Genomic DNA, 17,352 nt, shown 5'->3' on the forward strand with positions numbered 1-17,352 from the left:
GTGAGCGGCATGAAGAATGCCTACCTAAACTACGCCGCAAAGCGCTTCGTCCAGGCCGTGGTCGTCATTCTGCTGGCCTATGTCCTGACCTTTGTCGTCGTCAGCATCCTGCCGGGCGACCCCGTGACCAACGTTCTGCGTAACCCGCAGAACGGCTTCACCGAGGAAGAGATCCAGGAAATCATCGCCGCTCAGGGCTTGGACAAGCCGGTTCTGGTGCAGTTGTCGACATCCCTCTCGAACTTCTTGACTGGTGACCTCGGCCTGTCGATGCGAACCAACAGGCCCGTGACAACCCTGATCGGAGAGGTGCTGCCCTCGACACTGATCCTCGCCTTTACGGGCCTTGTCGTGGCGCTGCTATTGGCAATGGTGATCGCCTACGGCACCCAATTTCTGCCAAAGCGGCTTGGCCAGGGCCTGCTGCGCGGCTTTCCGTCCCTGTTCCTGTCCGTGCCCAATTTCGTGATCGGCTTGGTGCTGATTCACATCTTCGGCTTTCAGCTTGGCCTTTTCCGCGTCATCGAGCCCGACAGCGTCTGGGCCACCCTCTTTGCGGCAATCGCGCTCGGCATCCCCATCTCGGCACAAATCGCCGAGGTGCTGATTGCCAACCTCGATCACGAGTCCCGGCAGGAATATGCCGCCGTCGCGCGCAGTCGCGGCCTCGGGCAGATGCGCCTCTTTGCCAAGCACCTGCTGAAGCCGTCCTCCCTCCCCGTCATTACGATCATCGCACTCACCATCGGTGAACTGCTCGGCGGCTCGCTGATCACGGAGGCGGTCTTTGGGCGCACCGGTGTCGGCAGCCTGGTGCAGCGTTCGGTCAGCACCCAGGACCTGCCCGTCCTGCAGGCAGTCGTCTCGCTGGCGGCGGTGATCTTCGTCCTCGTCAATCTGATCGCAGACCTTGCCTATCCGTTGCTGGACCCGCGCGTGAAGCTGCTTGGCAATTCCGACCGGCGCCCTGTCACCGCTGACGACAACGCGGCGGGCATTTCCCACGAGGTGACATCATGACCCTCGCCTCCGTCACCTCCACCACGCATACCAAGGCAAAGAGCCGGCAGGCAGCCTTTCGGATACCGCCGACCGTTGCGCTCGCCTTCGCCATCATCGCGCTGGTGATTGCCTGGTCGCTTGTGCCGGGCCTGTTCACCAGCCATGACCCGGCCATCGGTGTCCCCGCCCGCAAACTGCTCGGCCCCGGTATCGAGCACTGGTTCGGTACCGACCAACTGGGCCGCGATGTCTATACGCGCGTCGTCTACGGCACGGCTTCGTCCGTAAGGAGCGCGCTCATCGCCGTCGTTATTGGCGTTGTCGCCGGCGGCTTTATCGGCCTGCTGGCCGGCTTCCTCGGCGGTTGGGTCGATATCCTATTCGCCCGATTGGTGGACGTGCTGCTGGCGATCCCGAAATTCCTGCTTGCCGTCATCGTGGTGACCGCGATCGGCTTCGACACGACGAACGCCGCCATTGCCACAGGCGTCTCGGCAGTGGCCGTCTTCGCCCGCGTCATGCGCTCGGAGGTCATCAAAACCCGGCAGGCAACGTTCGTCGAGGCTTCATTTCTGCAGGGCGGCTCGCGCTGGCACATTCTGTGGCGCCACGTGCTGCCGAACGCGTCGCGCTCGGTACTTCCCCTTGCAGTGCTGCAGTTCGGCGACTCGATCCTGGTGATCGCCAGCCTAGCCTTCCTCGGCTACGGCGACCCACCCCCCGCCTCCGACTGGGGCCTGCTGATCTCGATCGGCAAGGATTACCTCAAATGGCCGTGGCTCGTATATGCGCCCGCCTTCATCACGATCGCGACCGTCCTCTCCGTGAACAGGATCAGCCGATGGCTACGCAAGACAGACTGACCCTCGCCCTTCACCACGCCGAAGCAATCGAGCTTTCCACCCAGACGGCAAACCCCTTGCTGCGGATCGACGGCCTGTCGGTCTCCTACGGGCCCCATGAAGTCGTTACCGACGTCGGGTTCGAGCTGGGTCGCGGCAAGAGCCTTGCCTTGATCGGAGAGTCGGGCTCCGGCAAATCGACCATCGCCCGCGCGGTGCTGCGGCTGCTTCCGAATGGGGGGCGAGCCACCGGCCGCGTCGAGTTCGACGGTCACGAGGTGCTGGCATTGTCCGAGCGCCGTTTCAGGCCTCTGCGGGGAAAGGCCATCGGGTTCATCCCACAGGATCCCGGCAACGCGCTCAATCCGGTGCGCACCATCGGCGCCCAGGCGATGGAGGCCGCGGCGCTTATCGGCGAGCGTGATGCTGTCATCCGCAAGGCACTTATCCTCGAGACCTTCGCCCAGGTCGGGCTCGACAACCCTCAGCGCGCATACGATTCCTACCCGCACGAGCTATCCGGCGGCATGTTGCAGCGTGTGCTGATCGGCCTTGCGGTCCTTCCAAGGCCCTCGCTTCTGGTCGCCGACGAGCCAACCTCGGCGCTCGACGTGACCATACAGAAACGCATTCTCGACCTGCTATCGCGTTTGCAGCAAGATCTGGATATCAGCCTGGTCCTGATCACACATGATCTGGCGATCGCCGCCGAAAGGGCGGACTCGCTAGTGGTGCTGAAGGACGGCACCATCCAGGAGGCCGGCAGAACCCAGACCGTTTTCTCTTCGCCCGCCTCGGCATATGCAAGAAAGCTGCATGCTGACGTCCCCGCCTTGAACCCTGACCGCTACGCCTCTTTGCGCAACCCCGGTTTTCGCCTCCTCGACACCCCCGCCGACAAGGCACCGAAGATCGAGGTCGCCGCCGTCACGAAGACGTTCACAGTGGGCGGCAGGATACTGAAGGCTGTCGACGACGTGTCGTTCACGGTCCCGGCGGGTACCACGCATGCGCTGGTGGGCGAGTCCGGCTCGGGCAAGACAACGACGATCCGCTTGCTGCTGGGGCTCGAACAACCCGACAGCGGCAATATCTCGGTCGCCGGCCAACAGCTTGCCGGCCGCTCACAAGAGTCGCTACGCGACGTGTGGCGCCACCTTCAGTTCGTCTATCAGAACCCGTTCACCTCGCTCGACCCGACCTGGAAAGTCGAGCAATTGGTGCGCGAGCCACTCGACCGGTTCAGGATCGGAACGCAAAATGAGCGAGCCGAACGGGTACGCGAGGCGATTGCCGATGTCGGGCTCGGCGAGCATCTGCTTGCCCGCAAGCCGCAAGCCCTGTCTGGCGGCCAGCGCCAGCGTGTGGCAATTGCCAGGTCACTTGTCCTCAAGCCTGATGTGATCGTTCTCGATGAGCCCACTTCCGCGCTCGATGTGAGCGTTCAGGCCGATATCGTCGAGGTGCTACTCTCGCTGCAAGCCAACCTTGGCCTGACCTATGTGTTCGTCTCCCACGACCTGGCCCTTGTGCGCCAACTCGCCCACACCGTATCGGTAATGCAACACGGGCGCATCGTCGAACATGGGACCGTCACGGATATCTTCGACAACCCACAGCAGCCCTACACCGTGTCGTTGCTGCAGTCGATTCCGTCCGGCGTCGCCGGCATCAGTCGCGTGCCCCATCCGCAACTCCGCCGGATCATCAATCAGGAAAAGATCGCATGAGCATCGCAGCGTCCGCTGGCGTCCAGCCCTCGCCATTCCGCCCGAAGCAGCGGCTCGGCTTCAACACAAGGGTGTCCTTCAACGACGATGCCGGGCCGGCGCAGGGACTGCGTGATGGGATCGAGCTGTTCAAGGCCGCCGAACGCCTCGGTTACCAGTCGGGCTGGGCCTATCAGCGGCACTTCGACCACTATCTGTCGTCGCCCCTGCCGTTTTTCGCAGCAACCGGCCAGCACACGCAACACATCACACTAGGCTCTGCTGTCATCCCGATGCGCTACCAGGACCCGATCCTGCTCGCCGAGGCGGCGGGCACGACCGATCTGCTGATTGGCGGCCGGCTGGAACTAGCAATCTCGACTGGTGCCAACGCCGCATTTGACGCCGTCTTCGGCACCGTTGATACCGACGCCCGCACGGAGGCCAAGCGCCGCCAGGCCCGCTTCCTTGCCGCGATTTCCGGTGAGGTCCTTCACACCGTCGCCGGGTCGGGCCAGGGTGCTCCCGCAGGCGCCGAGCTGCGCGTGACGCCGCACAGCCCAACATTGCGGTCCCGGATTCGGCAGGGATCGGCGAGCCTTGGCTCCGCGGTGCAGGCCGCTGAACTCGGAATCGGGCTCATCTCCGGAACCGTGCAGCACGACCATGCCGAAGGTGAGAGCTTCGGCGAATATCAGGCCCGCTGCATCGAGGCTTTTCGCACCACCTGGCGCAAGACTTGGAGAACCGAGCCGCCACCGGTGGCTGTCGCCGCCTCCGTTCTAGTCGGCACCACTAGTGAACTCCGGGAGAAATACGCCGCCTACGATCTCGAGCGCCGCACCCAGGGGATAGCCGCGTCCCGCCCCAAGGGCGCGCTCGCGCCAGCCAGCCAGCCCGTTGGCGCTCAGATTTCACCGGTCTTTCACGGCACGCCCGACGAGGTGCTCGCGGCCGTCTTCAACGATCCCGGCCTTGCCGCAGCAGACGAGATCGTGCTCTTCCTGCCGCCTGCCTTCGGTCTCGCCGAGAATGTGCGGTTGCTGGCCGATCTTGCGGAGACCGTAGCCCCAGACCTCGGCTGGTCGCCCACCTGGTGACTGGCATAGCAGGGCCAGGCTTGTCGCAGCTTTCGGTGAGGGTGCTATCGAGGGAGCAAGGCAAAACGATCAAACAGCCGGGATCGAAGCGGCCAGCGGGTACGGATCTGATGCGCAGGCAAGCTCAGGGACTTGATCTTGCCGATGGGGATGCAAATCCCGCCACAACCTTATATCTGTTTCCCGCTCCCCTTAGGTCGAACCGAGCATAGGCGCTACGAATACCCATGAGACAGTCCATATCCGAACAAATCCTCGAGGTCGCCGGCGTGTTGTTCTATCGCGAGGGCATCCGCGCGGTGGGCATCGAAAGGATCATCGAGGAAGCCAGCATCGCCAAGGCGACGCTCTATCGCCATTTTCCTTCCAAGGATTATCTGGTCGCAGCCTATCTGAGCCAACGCCACGAGCGTGTCATCAACGCATTGGAGGACGTAAGGCGGCGAACGGCAACGCAGCGCGAGCAGATTGAGATCATTTTCGAGGAGCTCTTCAAGAAAGCCGACAGCCACGAATTCAGGGGTTGTGCCTTCGCACTGGCGGTTGCCGAGCATGGCGATTCCGCTCGCATCGTAGACGTCGCGCGAGAACACAAACGCGCCGTCCGCGCCATTTTCGCGACTATTCTGGCCGAAGCCGGCATTACCGACAGCCAGCCGGCGAGACATCTTGCTCTTCTCTACGAAGGTGCACTTGCCACCGTTGCCGTCGATCGCGATCCGGCAGCCGTACTCGTTGCCGGCCAATGCGCCCTTACGGTTTTCGATGGGGCAAAGGCGGCCCTGGACGGCCGCAACAGGCAATGAGATCACAGCGCTAACGGGTTAGAAATTCGACGGCCCCTCATCCGCATGCCGTCCCACCGCGACGTAAATATCAGCCACTGCCGCAGCAGTGTTTGACGCCGACCTCTGAGTTTTTCGCGCATTTGCCGTGCATTGTAATGACCGAGGATCTTGAGGCCGTTTCCTCTTACGGTTTGTGCTTGCATCACCGGGATGGAACAAAGCAAGGGCTGTTCTCGTTCTCTGTCTGACCACAGATGGAGGATAAGATGCTTTACTATGCACTGCTATTTCTTGTCGTTGCTTTGATTGCAGGTGCTCTCGGCTTCGGTGGTCTTGCAGGCGCGTCGGCATCCATTGCCCACGTCCTATTCTTTCTTTTTCTCATATTATTCGTCGCGTCGCTTCTCATGCGCGTAATCCGACGCTGAACGATAGCCGTCGCACAATGAAACATGGGCTGATGGTGCCAGCTGATCGTTGCACCAACCCTCACGCTACAGCGAGATATCCAGCGAAGATCGCCTCTTCATCATCATCGGGCGATCCTCAGGCTTGCTGAAGATAGAACAAGCATTCGAGCAGCTGCCGGAGGCCGGTATCTGCTCTCGCAATCTAAGCTCTGCGTCCTGGAGAGATTAGGAGAAAAAATGGTTGAAGAGTTACATGAAAAGGCATTGACCGGCGTTGCGGGTCTCGACGATGTGCTTTCCGGTGGATTGACACGCCGTCACGTATTTCTCTTGGAAGGCTCGCCGGGTACCGGCAAAACCACGATTGCCCTGCAGTTCCTTCTGGAGGGGGCCGTCAAGGGCGAACGCTGTCTCTATATCAGCCTTTCTGAGACAGAAGACGAGTTGCGCGACAGCGCCCGTTCCCATGGCATGGAAATCGGCAATCAGATCCGGATCTTCGAGCTTGTCCCGCCCGAAAGCCTTCTCGACGCGGATCAGCAGCAAAGCCTTCTATATTCGTCCGACCTCGAACTGGGCGAGACGACCAAGCTCATTTTCGAGACATTCGAGCGCATGAAGCCGCAAAGAGTGGTCATCGACAGCCTCTCGGAAATCAGAATACTGGCGCAGAGTTCGCTGCGGTATCGCCGCCAGATCCTCGCACTCAAGCATTTCTTCTCGAGGTCCGACGCTACCGTCCTGCTTCTCGACGACATGACGTCCGATATCCTCGACAAGACCGTTCATAGCGTCGTTCATGCCGTCATCCATCTGGAGCAGCTCGCCCCCGATTACGGATCGGAGCGTCGGCGGCTGCGGGTCATCAAATATCGCGGGCAATCATTCCGCGGCGGCTATCATGATTTCATCATCAAGACGGGCGGCGTCGCAGTATTCCCCCGTCTGCGTGCGATAGAACATAAGACGGGGTTTGAGCGCACCACGCTTAAGAGCGGCATCCCGGAGCTTGACGATCTTCTGGGTGGCGGCATCGAGCGAGGTTCGAGCACGCTCCTGATCGGCCCGGCAGGAACGGGCAAGAGCCTGTTTGCACTGCAGTTCGTCGATGCGGCCATCAAGCGCGGGGAAAAGGCGGCCATTTTCGTCTTTGACGAGGAACTAGGCCTGCTTTTCTCGCGGACCAAGGCAATGGGCTTCGATCTGGAGAGCATGCGCGATGAAGGTCTGATCCACATCGAGCAATTGGATGCGGCCGAGCTGTCACCCGGTGAATTTGCCCAGCGCGTCAGAGACCGCGTCGCGAGCTATGACGCAAAGGCGGTCGTCATCGATAGCGTCAACGGTTACCAGGCGTCGATGCCGGAGGAAAACGCGCTCATTCTGCACATGCATGAGCTGCTGCAGTATCTCAACCGGCAGGGCGCCAACACTTTCCTCACAGTTGCCCAGCACGGGCTCGTCGGAGATATGAAATCTCCCGTCGATGTGACTTATCTCGCCGATACCGTTATCCTGCTTCGCTATTTCGAAGCGCTCGGGAAGGTCCGGCGGGCAGTGTCCGTCATCAAAAAGCGCACAGGCAAACATGAAGACACCATTCGGGAATTTCGAATTACGCACACCGGCTTGACCCTGGGCGAACCTCTTTCCGGCTTTCAAGGCGTCCTGCGGGGCGTACCGACTTTCATGAACGAAAGGCACCCGCTGCTTTCGAATTCAGACGAGGATGGCGATCATTCCTAATAGAGATACCATCGGCCTTATCCACGCTCCTCTCGGACGCGATGCACAGATTGCAGCCTCGTTGCTGCAGGAGGCAGGCGTCAATTCGAAAGTGGCGCCGGATCTCACCTCCTTTGTCGCCAGTCTGAGCGACGATGTCGCATTTGCAATCATCACAGAAGAGACGTTGCGCTCAGCCGACCTGCGCGCAATGTCCGCCTGGATCGAGGCCCAGCCGAGCTGGTCCGACCTGCCGTTCATCATCATGACGAACCGCGGCGGCGGCCCCGAGCGCAATCCCGCCGCGGCCAGGCTTTCGGAAATCCTCGGCAATGTCAGCTTCATCGAACGTCCGTTCCATGTAACGACCTTCGTCAGCGTCGCCCGATCGGCGTTGCGGGGACGACGGCGCCAATACGAAGCGCGATTGCGCATCGAGGCCCTGGATGAAGGCGAGCGGCGGCTGCAAACCGCAATCGAGGCCGGGCGGCTAGGCGCCTGGGAACTCGACCTTGCGACCAATGACTTGATCACCTCGGCAACCTGCAAGCGGATTTTTGGACGCGACCCCGACCTTGGCTTCACCTATCGTGACCTGCTGGATACCGTTCACCCGGAAGATCTTGACCGCATGCAGAATGCGGTAGCCACCACGGTCAACACAGGTGCTGACTACTCGATCGAATACAGGACGATCTGGAGCGACGGTTCCGTCCATTGGGCAGAAATCCATGCCCAGCTTCATCGAGATCGATCTGGCAAGGCGATCAAGCTGGTCGGTGTGTCGGCCGATATTACCGCACGGCTGAAGGCCGAGGAACATCAGCGGCAGCTCAATGAAATATTGGAGGAAAGAGTGGCGGAGCGCACGCTCGAGCTCGAGCAGGCGCACGCGGTCGTCATGGCGGAGGTCAGCCAGCGTGAGCGCGCGGAGGAACAGCTTCGTCACGCACAGAAGATGGAGGCGATCGGTCAGCTGACCGGCGGGGTCGCCCACGACTTCAACAATCTGCTGATGGCAGTGCTCGGCAATCTTGAGCTGCTCCGCAAACATGTCGGAGACGACGTCAAAGCAGGCCGCCTCATCGATGGGGCGTTGCAAGGCGCCACGCGAGGCGCCTCTCTCACTCAGCGACTGCTGGCTTTTGCACGCCGACAGGACCTTCGCATCGGTCCGGTCGATCTGGGCGGGCTTGTCGTTGGAATGGAAGACCTCCTGAAGCGATCCGTCGGCGCGGCCATTCGAATTGAATCGTCGATTCCCGCCGCCCTCCCTTTCGTGTCCGCGGACAGCAATCAGGTGGAGTTGGCGCTGCTCAATCTCGCAGTCAACGCCCGGGATGCCATGCCCGATGGCGGCACCATCTGGATAAAACTGAGAGCGGAAGAACAGGCTTCGAGCACAGAGACGTTGGCGGCCGGGAACTATCTCGTTCTGTCGGTGGTCGATGAGGGGCATGGGATGAACGAAGAAACGCTGCAAAAGGCCATTGAGCCGTTCTTCTCTACGAAAGAACTCGGAAAGGGAACGGGGCTAGGCCTTTCCATGATCCATGGGCTTGCCCTGCAGTTGAAAGGCGATCTCAGACTGGCCAGCAGCATCGGCAAGGGGACGACGGCTGAGCTCTGGATACCGGTCTCGACATCTGCGAGCTCCCGAGACGTCGTTGTCGAGGTGACGCCGGTGAGCCCCGAAGAGGCCGCGGGACCAAAGAAGATCCTGCTCGTCGACGATGATGTCCTGATCGCGATGAGCTCCGCCGACATGCTCAGCGATCTCGGTCATGAGGTGACTGAGGCGCATTCGGGCAAGGAGGCGCTCGAATATTTGAATAGCGGCGGCGGCTTCGACCTGATGATCACCGATTATTCCATGCCCGGCATGACCGGTGCGGAATTGGCCAAAGCAGCTCGTAATATCGCTCCCGACCTACCAATCCTCATTGCCTCCGGATATGCCGAATTGCCGGCCGGTGCGGATCTCGATGTCGCAAGGCTCGGAAAGCCGTATACGCAAACGCAGTTGGCTGCCGAAATCGGCAAGCTTATATCCCCGGATCGTTGAGAAATATCGCTTTATGTCGTGCGCCAATTGTAGTTCGATCCACACTTTCGGACATCAAGCGAGGAACCAATGACGGACAGGCTAAAGGGTAAGATTGCGATCATCTCTGGCGGAGCCACGGGGATGGGCGGGGCGGCGTCACGTCTGTTTGCAGCAGAAGGCGCGAAAGTCGCAATCATCGACCGAAATGGCGATGCCGCGGCGGAGACGGTGCAATCAATTCGCAGTGCCGGCGGCATCGCCGATCATTGGGTCGCCGATGTTTCGGACGAAGCGGCCGTCAATGCTGCCGTTAAGGGCATCGAGGACCGTTTCGGTGCGGCAAACGTACTCTTCAATCACGCCGGAACGATCGTCATCAAACCGTTTCTCGAAACGACGCTTAAGGAATGGGAATGGCTGCACGCAGTCAACGTGCGTTCGATGTTCCTGATGACCAAAGCCGTCCTGCCGGGCATGATTGCGGCTGGCGGGGGTTCCATCGTCTGCACATCGTCAATCTCCGCAGTTGCTGCTACGCCGATGGAGGTACTCTACGACACCACGAAAGGTGCCGTTCACATGTTCGCTCGCGCCATAGCCGTCGAATTCCGCGACCGAAATATTCGTTGCAACGCGGTTTGCCCCGGCTTTATCCGCACGCCGCATGGCCTGCGCGAGGTCGCCGAGCTGCAGGCCCTCGGTGTCGATGTTTCCGATGCGGCAATCGCCGCGCAACAGGGCCGGATCGGAGAGCCGGAGGATGTGGCGCGAGCCGCCCTCTACCTAGCCTCGGACGAATCCAACTTCGTAAACGGCATCCATCTCTTCGTCGATAATGGCTTCACGGCAATTTAGCCGGATAGCGCTTCCGGCTAAGGCGAACTGCTTCGAGAGACAATAAAATTGCCTAGACTGCCGTGGCGCCAACTCTGCGCCCGGCACGCCGTGACCGGCTTTCGCTCAGGGCGCGTTGAAAATTCTTGTCGGTTTGTGCGTGGTGGCCGAGATCATCGAGGAATTCGGAGACATCCCGGAGGGTTTCAACAACGATGTATCGCAGACCACCGCCGGCATCGATCCGATCATAACCGATGCTGACGCCGAAGCCGCCATTCACCTTGCGAAACCACGCCGACCGCCAGCTCTTGAACCCACTGGGATCCGCCTCGAATTCGGCAAGCAAGGTCTTTTGCCGCTCGAGCCGCCTCAGAAATGTTGCGACCATATCCGCCGCGCCGGCCTTCGGCTTTTCCGCTCTCTTTGCAGCCCATTTTTCGATGAAGTGAGATTTGGAGGGCGAGATCGCGGTTTCATCGTGATCGGCTGCAACAGCCTGGACCAGATCCGGCACTTCGGTACAGTGTTCGTGCTCAGCCATGCTTACCGCCGCCTCCTCTTTTTCCGCCAGGCTCTGCTTGAGGTCAGAGGCGAAGGAACCCCAGATCGACTTCACCTGTTGGGCGGGCCTTGTTCTCATTCGGCGGGAGGATTTGATTTCGAGGACGAAGGGTTTTGTCTGTTTAGCCATAATGCTCGGATGTGCGCTCAGTGACGGGCCGCAGTTGATTGGGGATCAGCTTGGATGAAGGGCTGAGGATTGCCTCATAATCGCAATTGCCGTAGCGCAATCGCTTATGATCTCTCCAAGACAAGACCTTATAGCGGATTGTCTTCCATTGGAAACCCCCGCTGCATTCGATCGCAATTCTGCCAAGCGAAGCCTTCGAAATAGAAAATGGCAGCGTCTTCTATTCAGCAACCCTGTCGATTGCCAAGATGCCTGGGATCAGTGCTGGCTATCTGGAACGACCACACGCATTCCGTCGGTGACGCTGCTCATGAGGATCTGACAGCTAAGGCGGCTATTGGCGGTCGGGTCCATCACGAACTCGATCATGTCAGCTTCTTCCTCCGAAGGCGGGGGCAGCAGATCGAGGTGAGGCTGATCGATGTAGCAATGACAGGTCCCGCAGGCCAAGGCGCCGCCGCATTGCGCCACGATACCGTCGATGTCGTTCCTGACAGCAACGGCCATCAGCGTCTCGCCATTTTCCGCACGCACGCGCTTTTCCTGACCAGCGGAGTCGACGAACACGATTTCACACATTGCATTCTCCATGCTTTCGACAACCCGCTCAAGCGGGAATAAGCCTGATGTTAAGCCGCTGCGGGCCACGAACCGACAGTCCGCGCTTGTAGGCGGGACGTTCGTCCAGCAATTCGATCGAGCGGGTACGCTGGAGCAGCGTCGTAAAAATGATCTCCATATCGAGACGGGCGAGGTGATTGCCGAGACAGAAATGCGCGCCGCCGCCGAATGCCAGATGGCGGTTGGGGCTTCGCTCGATATTGAATTGGTCAGGCGCGTCGAACTGCTCTGGATCACGGTTGGCCGCACCATAGAGCAGGCCGACCTTGGTGCCTCTCGGCAGGCTCTTGCCGGCGATCACCTTTTCCTCGGTGAGATAGCGATGGAAGAATGGCAGCGGCGACTCGTAGCGGAACATTTCCTGAATGGCGGTCGGCATAGCGGCCGGCGCTTCCCTGAGCTTGGCCAGAGCGTCTGAATACTGCAAGAGAGCATGCATTCCGCTACCCAGCACGTCGATCGTCGAGCCGTGTCCGGCCATCAGGATCAGCATGCAGGTGGAAACGAGTTCGTCTTCGGTGAGCTCGCCGGCGGTATAGGCCTGCGTGAGCCGACAGAGAAGATCGTCTCGCGGGTTGCGCACGCGATCGGCAATGAGCTCCTTCAGCAATTCGTAGAACTCTGTCGTCGCACGCTCGGCAATCGCCTTGCGCTCGGCACTGCGGTCGACGTCGAAATACTGCACCACCTGCTCCGACCATCGGCGCAATTGCCCCGCATATTCGTCCGGCACACCCAGCACCGAGCCGATGATATGGCCCGGGACTTCCGAGGCAAGATCCTCGACGAAATCGATCGTTCTCGCTTCGAGCAGCCGGTCGAGCAGCTTGTCGACGAAATCCTGGATCATCCCGCGCTGGCGGGCGACGAGAGCGGGAGTGAATTCGCGGAAAACCTTGCGCCGCAGACGGTCATGCGTTTCGCCATCGGAATCCAGCATGCTGAACTGCACGAAGCGCGAATGGTTCGGCATGTCATGCCAGTTCAGCCGAACCTTGTGCTCCTGGATTTCCTCGGGAGAGAGGAAAAATTCAAGCGAGCGCACCAGCGTCTTGTCACCGGCGGCGGCGGCAACATCCTGGTAGCGCGACAGCAGCCATATATCGAAATGCTCGTAATAAACCGGACCTTCGCTGGCGCGCAGTTCGCGATAGGACGCATAGGGATCCTCTGCGAATGCCTGCGAGAGCGGATCAAATGATTGGGTTGCCGTCATCGCCACCTGGATCTCCTCGATTCCGGTTAAACTGGCGCAGAATAACCTTCCCTACGACAGAAAGACATGGATGCGAACCGCGCCCATATGGATAAAACTCTCATCCTCGGATATGGTCAGGCCACCATGGTCGACGAAGCAACAGCGGCGGAAATCCGCGCCCTCGATGAGGTCTTCTTTCAAACACCGGGTCGGCTCTCGCGCGCCCTACCCTATTCGCTCCTGGCCGCTGGGCGGCGGATCTGCGGCCCCACAGAAGCGCCAATCGCCCAGCGCTTTAACCAGCATACCCTGATCCTCACCCTCAGCGGCAAAGGTGTGCTTGACGTCAACGGACAATCAAACCTGCTACAACAGGGAACAATCGCCTGGCTCGACTCCTCAATGCTCTACTCACATGGCTGTGAGCCGCATCATTCTCACTGGTCGTATCTCTGGCTCGGCTTCGTCGGCCACGGGCTCGACACCCTGTTTGACAATCTCGGCGTAGGTGGAAATCCTGTCTTCGCGACGGCGGCTCAACACGACCTGCAGCCGCTTTTCGAAGACATTCTCAGGGAGGTGGAAACAAGCGGCTTTCTGGCCGACAGCCGGTGTTTTGCCTTGCTCGCACAGCTGATATCGACGCTGGTGTCCGAGCGCGCTGATGGCGGCGATCTCAGCGGCGCGGTACAGAGATTGCAACGCGTCCTGGAAACCGTACGGACGGATCTTTCACACCCCTGGAGCGTGGCGGAACTCGCCGCGGCCGCCAATCTCAGCCAGGCACAATTGTTTCGCCGATTTCGTCAGAGAATGGGGACGACGCCTCTCGACTGGCTTCGCCACGAGCGCGTCAACGCCGCCAAACGGCTGCTCGTCGTGACGGAAGAGCAGATCGGACGGATCGCTGCCAGATGCGGTTATCCCGACCCCTTCCATTTCGCGCGTGACTTCAAAAGGCTGGCCGGCGTCACGCCAAGCAAGTTCAGGCGGCAGGGGCGGAGCGCGGCGCTCGCGAGCCGATGAAAATCGAACGCCTGTCAATGAGCTCCAATCAATTGGCCCGTTTTTTATGATACCGCGAAAACCTGCCGTATAACCGTATATAGATTGATCGATTAAAATATGCCCGAGATAGCCGCAGGAGGAGCAAAGAGTGAGCACTGAACAAGGCGTCCTGCGCGTCTCCATCATCGTGACGTTCGTTCTTGCGGCCGCGGGCATCATCTTCGGCGTCCTGTCCGGCTCCTACGCCATCGTCTTCGACGGTGTCTACGCTTTGACCGATGCGATCATGACCATCGTCGCGCTGATCGTCTCCAACCTGATCATCTCGTCGGCAACTGACACGGAGGGCAACCGCAGGTTCGCCAAGCATTTCACCATGGGTTTCTGGCATCTGGAACCCATGGTCCTCGGCCTTAACGGCATCCTGCTGACGGGTGCGGCGATCTATGCATTGATCAATGCGGTCGCCAGCATCATGGCCGGCGGTCGGCATCTCTCCTTCGACCAGGCCATCATTTATGCCGTGCTGACAATGATCATTGCCTTCGCCATGGCGGTCTACGCCCAGGGGATGAACAGGACGCTCAGATCGAGCTTCATCGCCCTGGACGCCAAGGCCTGGGTGATGACCGGCGGCCTCAGCACCGCACTGCTCATCGCCTTCATCTTCGGCTTCTTCATTCAGGGAACGAGCCTGCAATGGATGTCGCCCTACGTCGACCCTGTGGCGCTTGCTCTTGTGTGCATCATCGTTATCCCCATACCGGCCGGCACGATCAGGCAGGCATTTGCCGACATCATGCTCATGACGCCGGCTGATCTCAGGGAACATGTCGACCGTGTCGCCACTGGCGTCGTCCAGCGCTACAATTTTGAATCCTACCGCTCCTATGTCGCGCGCGTCGGGCGCGGCAAACAGATCGAGCTTTACTTCATCGTGCCCAAGGATGGACCGGCGAGAAAACTGGAGGAATGGGATCGCATCCGCGACGAGATCGGCGAGGCGATCGGCGATGAAAGCCCGGACCGCTGGCTGACCATTGCCTTCACGACCGATCCCGAATGGGCCATCTAGCCTGTAGGGAGCGCCTGTTCGCGCCCATCAGCCCGTCGCGCCACATTCGCTCTCCCGTCGAAGTCCGTTTAGCCCGCATCGCCGCGCGTCAACACGTCCAGAAGCTGGCTGGTATTGTCGATCGAGAACTGCACACGCTCACCCGGCCAAACCGACTCGGAATAGGAAATCGGCGTGCCCTTGAGATCGACGTCGACCTTTCTGAGCGCCACCACCGGCTGGGACATCGACTGAGATAGCTGCTTTGCTTCTTCGCTTGTCGGTAGCCGAACGATGATGTCGGTGCGCAGGCGGATATAGTCGGGTATGCCGTACTCGGCCAGAATCACGGTCACGCTCCGCCCGCCCCGCCGCGCTTCGTCAAAGCCGGGGAAACGGCGTACGGGATAATAGGCGTGCGAATAGTTTATCGGCTCGTCGTCGGCAAAGCCGCGGCGGACGATATGATAGACCGGCTCTCCGTGCGGAAGCCGCAAAGCTTCGGCGATGAACTCGGGAGCGGGAACCACTTCTTCGTGGATGGCCTGCCCCAGCGGCTCCCTGCCCTGATCCAGCAGATTCTGGGAGAAACGCGTACGTTCGGACAAACGGTAGTCGAGGCGGCTATCCCTGACGAAGGTTCCGCGTCCCTGCTCGACCAGAACAAGCCCGCGGCTTTCCAGACGGGAAATAGCGCGCCGTATCGTATGACGCCCAACGCCGAAACGGTCCATTAGGTCGGTTTCCGTCGGCAGTTGCGCTTTCGGCGACAGACGACCGGTCAGAATATCCTCGGCAATATCGCTCTCGACCTGCTGCCATTGTCCGTGCAGCGACTTCTTCTCCATGCCCATCCATCCGAATCCAGCCATGTCATTCGAATGTCATATATCGGCTTCAGCATTGTATTTCAATCTCTGTTCAATGATGAACGTCCCATGGATCGTTGATGAACCGAATTTTACCCGTGATCTTCTACCATTAGGCCAACGCCTCTTCATACGGATGTCATTTGCCACCATTAGATAAATATTCGGATGATATATTATTCATTCGGATAATGAGGGTATAATGGTAGAGCTTAATCGTCGGCAATTTATTGCAGGTACAACAGCAGTCATCGGCGCAAACATCGCGCTGACCGGAAAAGCTCGATCGGCCGATGCGGCCATTGAAATCTCGAGCACCTGGGGCTCCGACAAGCCGTTCCAGAAGGTTGTCGACGCATTCAACGCCAAGAATCTCGGCGTCACTGTTACGAACCGCTTCGACGGTGACTATGAAGCGGTGACCGCAAAGGCGGTTGCCAGCATCGCCGCCGGTCGTCCGCCTGCGATGATGATCACGGGCTGGAAATTCGGCTATTTCGCCAAGCGCACGCTTGGCGCCCGCGATCTGCGTGAAATCAATGCCGCGAAGGCAGAGGCCATTCTTGCCAATTTCCGTTCTTCCGTGCTGCCGCTCGTCACCATTGATGGCGCGGTCATCGGCCTTCCCTGGGCCATGTCGACGCCGATCACCTATATCAACAGCGAGATTTGGAAGGCAGCCGGGCTCGATCCGAACCTGCCGGAAACACCGGATACGACGTGGCTTTACGACAGTGCCCGCAAGCTCGATGCCGCGCTGAAGGGCAAGCATCCGACCTATCGTTCGCCGATCTCGCTCTCCAACAATGAATGGACGAGCCAGTCCTTCATCCAGAATGCGGGCGGCTTTATTATCGATCCGGCCGGCAAGCTGGCCTTGAACAGCCCCGAAGCCATCGCCGGCATGACGGAATATTGCGCACCGGCGCATGAGGGTCTTTGGCTCCCCGTCAGCGACAAGGAACAAACGGCAGCATTCCAATCCGGTGCCCTTGCCATCTGCACGACCAGCTCGACCTCAGCCGTTACCTTCCCGTTCGGCACTGCAAAGGCGATCACAACCAAGTTCCCGAGCCTTCCGGGCCATCCACGCAAGATGAACAGCGGCGGCAATTTCATCGCCGTTTACACCCGTAACAAGGAACAGGCGGAGGCCTCGCTCGCCTTCCTTGAATTCTGCGCTTCGAAGGAAGGCCAGACGCTCTGGTCGCAGACCGGCTACCTCAACACGTCGACGCATGACATTCCCCTGATCAACGACTTCATGAAGCCGGCCGCCGGCCAGCTGACGGACGGCTTGACCGCAGAAACCATCTGGCCGGGCAAGCGCGGCCTCGAAGGTCAGGCCGTGTGGCGCAAGTGGGTTTCGCGCATGTTGCTTAAGGAGACGACTGTCGCCGACGGCATCAAGGGCGCTCATGACGAGCTGACAGGCCTGATTTCGGCATAGG

At 59.9% G+C, this 17,352-nt stretch carries 16 protein-coding genes; 12 read left to right on the forward strand and 4 right to left on the reverse strand.

The annotated features are described in order from the left end of the window. The first annotated feature begins 9 nt into the window (after positions 1-9). The 9 genes from BSK43_RS31250 (at position 10) to BSK43_RS31290 (ending at position 10,478) form a co-directional block, all read left to right on the forward strand. Positions 10-1,020 carry an ABC transporter permease gene (locus tag BSK43_RS31250; RefSeq protein WP_077467380.1) on the forward strand — a complete coding sequence of 337 codons (1,011 nt, stop codon included), beginning with the start codon at positions 10-12 and terminating at the stop codon, positions 1,018-1,020. Continuing rightward, positions 1,017-1,865 (forward strand): ABC transporter permease, encoded by an 849-nt coding sequence (locus BSK43_RS31255; RefSeq protein ID WP_077467381.1) that lies wholly within the window; start codon positions 1,017-1,019, stop codon positions 1,863-1,865. The genes BSK43_RS31250 and BSK43_RS31255 overlap by 4 nt, the downstream gene beginning before the upstream one ends. Next, positions 1,844-3,574, forward strand: coding sequence for an ABC transporter ATP-binding protein (locus tag BSK43_RS31260; protein ID WP_077467382.1), 1,731 nt, complete (start codon positions 1,844-1,846; stop codon positions 3,572-3,574). Before BSK43_RS31255 ends, BSK43_RS31260 begins: the two co-directional genes overlap by 22 nt. Next, on the forward strand, positions 3,571-4,653 hold the full coding sequence (locus BSK43_RS31265; RefSeq protein ID WP_077467383.1) for an LLM class flavin-dependent oxidoreductase: 1,083 nt from the start codon (positions 3,571-3,573) through the stop codon (positions 4,651-4,653). Before BSK43_RS31260 ends, BSK43_RS31265 begins: the two co-directional genes overlap by 4 nt. A gap of 227 nt (positions 4,654-4,880) precedes the next feature. After that, entirely contained in the window at positions 4,881-5,459 is a 579-nt protein-coding gene (locus BSK43_RS31270) for a TetR/AcrR family transcriptional regulator (RefSeq protein ID WP_077467384.1), read from the forward strand. Between the two features lie 248 nt (positions 5,460-5,707). After that, entirely contained in the window at positions 5,708-5,869 is a 162-nt protein-coding gene (locus BSK43_RS31275) for a DUF1328 family protein (protein WP_068399696.1), read from the forward strand. Positions 5,870-6,088: 219 nt separating this feature from the next. Continuing rightward, complete coding sequence (locus BSK43_RS31280) at positions 6,089-7,597, forward strand: ATPase domain-containing protein (RefSeq protein WP_077467385.1); 1,509 nt, start codon at positions 6,089-6,091, stop codon at positions 7,595-7,597. Further along, positions 7,581-9,641, forward strand: coding sequence for a hybrid sensor histidine kinase/response regulator (locus tag BSK43_RS31285; RefSeq protein ID WP_077467386.1), 2,061 nt, complete (start codon positions 7,581-7,583; stop codon positions 9,639-9,641). The genes BSK43_RS31280 and BSK43_RS31285 overlap by 17 nt, the downstream gene beginning before the upstream one ends. 69 nt (positions 9,642-9,710) lie before the next feature. Next, positions 9,711-10,478 carry an SDR family oxidoreductase gene (locus BSK43_RS31290; protein ID WP_077467387.1) on the forward strand — a complete coding sequence of 256 codons (768 nt, stop codon included), beginning with the start codon at positions 9,711-9,713 and terminating at the stop codon, positions 10,476-10,478. 52 nt (positions 10,479-10,530) lie between these two features. Here the strand turns inward: BSK43_RS31290 and BSK43_RS31295 are convergent, their stop codons facing one another. The 3 genes from BSK43_RS31295 to BSK43_RS31305 form a co-directional block, all read right to left on the reverse strand. Further along, positions 10,531-11,001 carry a hypothetical protein gene (locus tag BSK43_RS31295; protein WP_246662742.1) on the reverse strand — a complete coding sequence of 157 codons (471 nt, stop codon included), beginning with the start codon at positions 10,999-11,001 and terminating at the stop codon, positions 10,531-10,533. Between the two features lie 408 nt (positions 11,002-11,409). Then, complete coding sequence (locus tag BSK43_RS31300) at positions 11,410-11,730, reverse strand: 2Fe-2S iron-sulfur cluster-binding protein (protein ID WP_077467389.1); 321 nt, start codon at positions 11,728-11,730, stop codon at positions 11,410-11,412. 28 nt (positions 11,731-11,758) lie between these two features. Then, positions 11,759-12,988 carry a cytochrome P450 gene (locus tag BSK43_RS31305; RefSeq protein ID WP_077467390.1) on the reverse strand — a complete coding sequence of 410 codons (1,230 nt, stop codon included), beginning with the start codon at positions 12,986-12,988 and terminating at the stop codon, positions 11,759-11,761. A gap of 66 nt (positions 12,989-13,054) precedes the next feature. Here BSK43_RS31305 and BSK43_RS31310 point away from each other — a divergent pair, with 66 nt between their 5' ends. Then, the gene (locus BSK43_RS31310) at positions 13,055-13,996 is read left to right on the forward strand and encodes an AraC family transcriptional regulator (RefSeq protein WP_077467391.1); all 942 of its coding nucleotides are present in this window, start codon (positions 13,055-13,057) and stop codon (positions 13,994-13,996) included. 130 nt (positions 13,997-14,126) lie between these two features. Further along, a complete protein-coding gene (locus tag BSK43_RS31315; protein WP_077467392.1) occupies positions 14,127-15,053 on the forward strand; it encodes a cation transporter in 927 nt (308 codons plus the stop codon). A gap of 68 nt (positions 15,054-15,121) precedes the next feature. On the opposite strand, the gene phnF is transcribed toward BSK43_RS31315, so the two are convergent. After that, complete coding sequence (gene phnF / locus BSK43_RS31320; protein ID WP_077467683.1) at positions 15,122-15,880, reverse strand: phosphonate metabolism transcriptional regulator PhnF; 759 nt, start codon at positions 15,878-15,880, stop codon at positions 15,122-15,124. Between the two features lie 223 nt (positions 15,881-16,103). Here phnF and BSK43_RS31325 point away from each other — a divergent pair, with 223 nt between their 5' ends. Further along, positions 16,104-17,351, forward strand: a complete 1,248-nt coding sequence (locus BSK43_RS31325; RefSeq protein WP_077467393.1) for an extracellular solute-binding protein — start codon at positions 16,104-16,106, stop codon at positions 17,349-17,351. Position 17,352: the final 1 nt, after the last annotated feature.

The sequence above is a fragment of the Rhizobium sp. P44RR-XXIV genome (assembly GCF_001999485.2).
Taxonomy (GTDB): domain Bacteria; phylum Pseudomonadota; class Alphaproteobacteria; order Rhizobiales; family Rhizobiaceae; genus Rhizobium.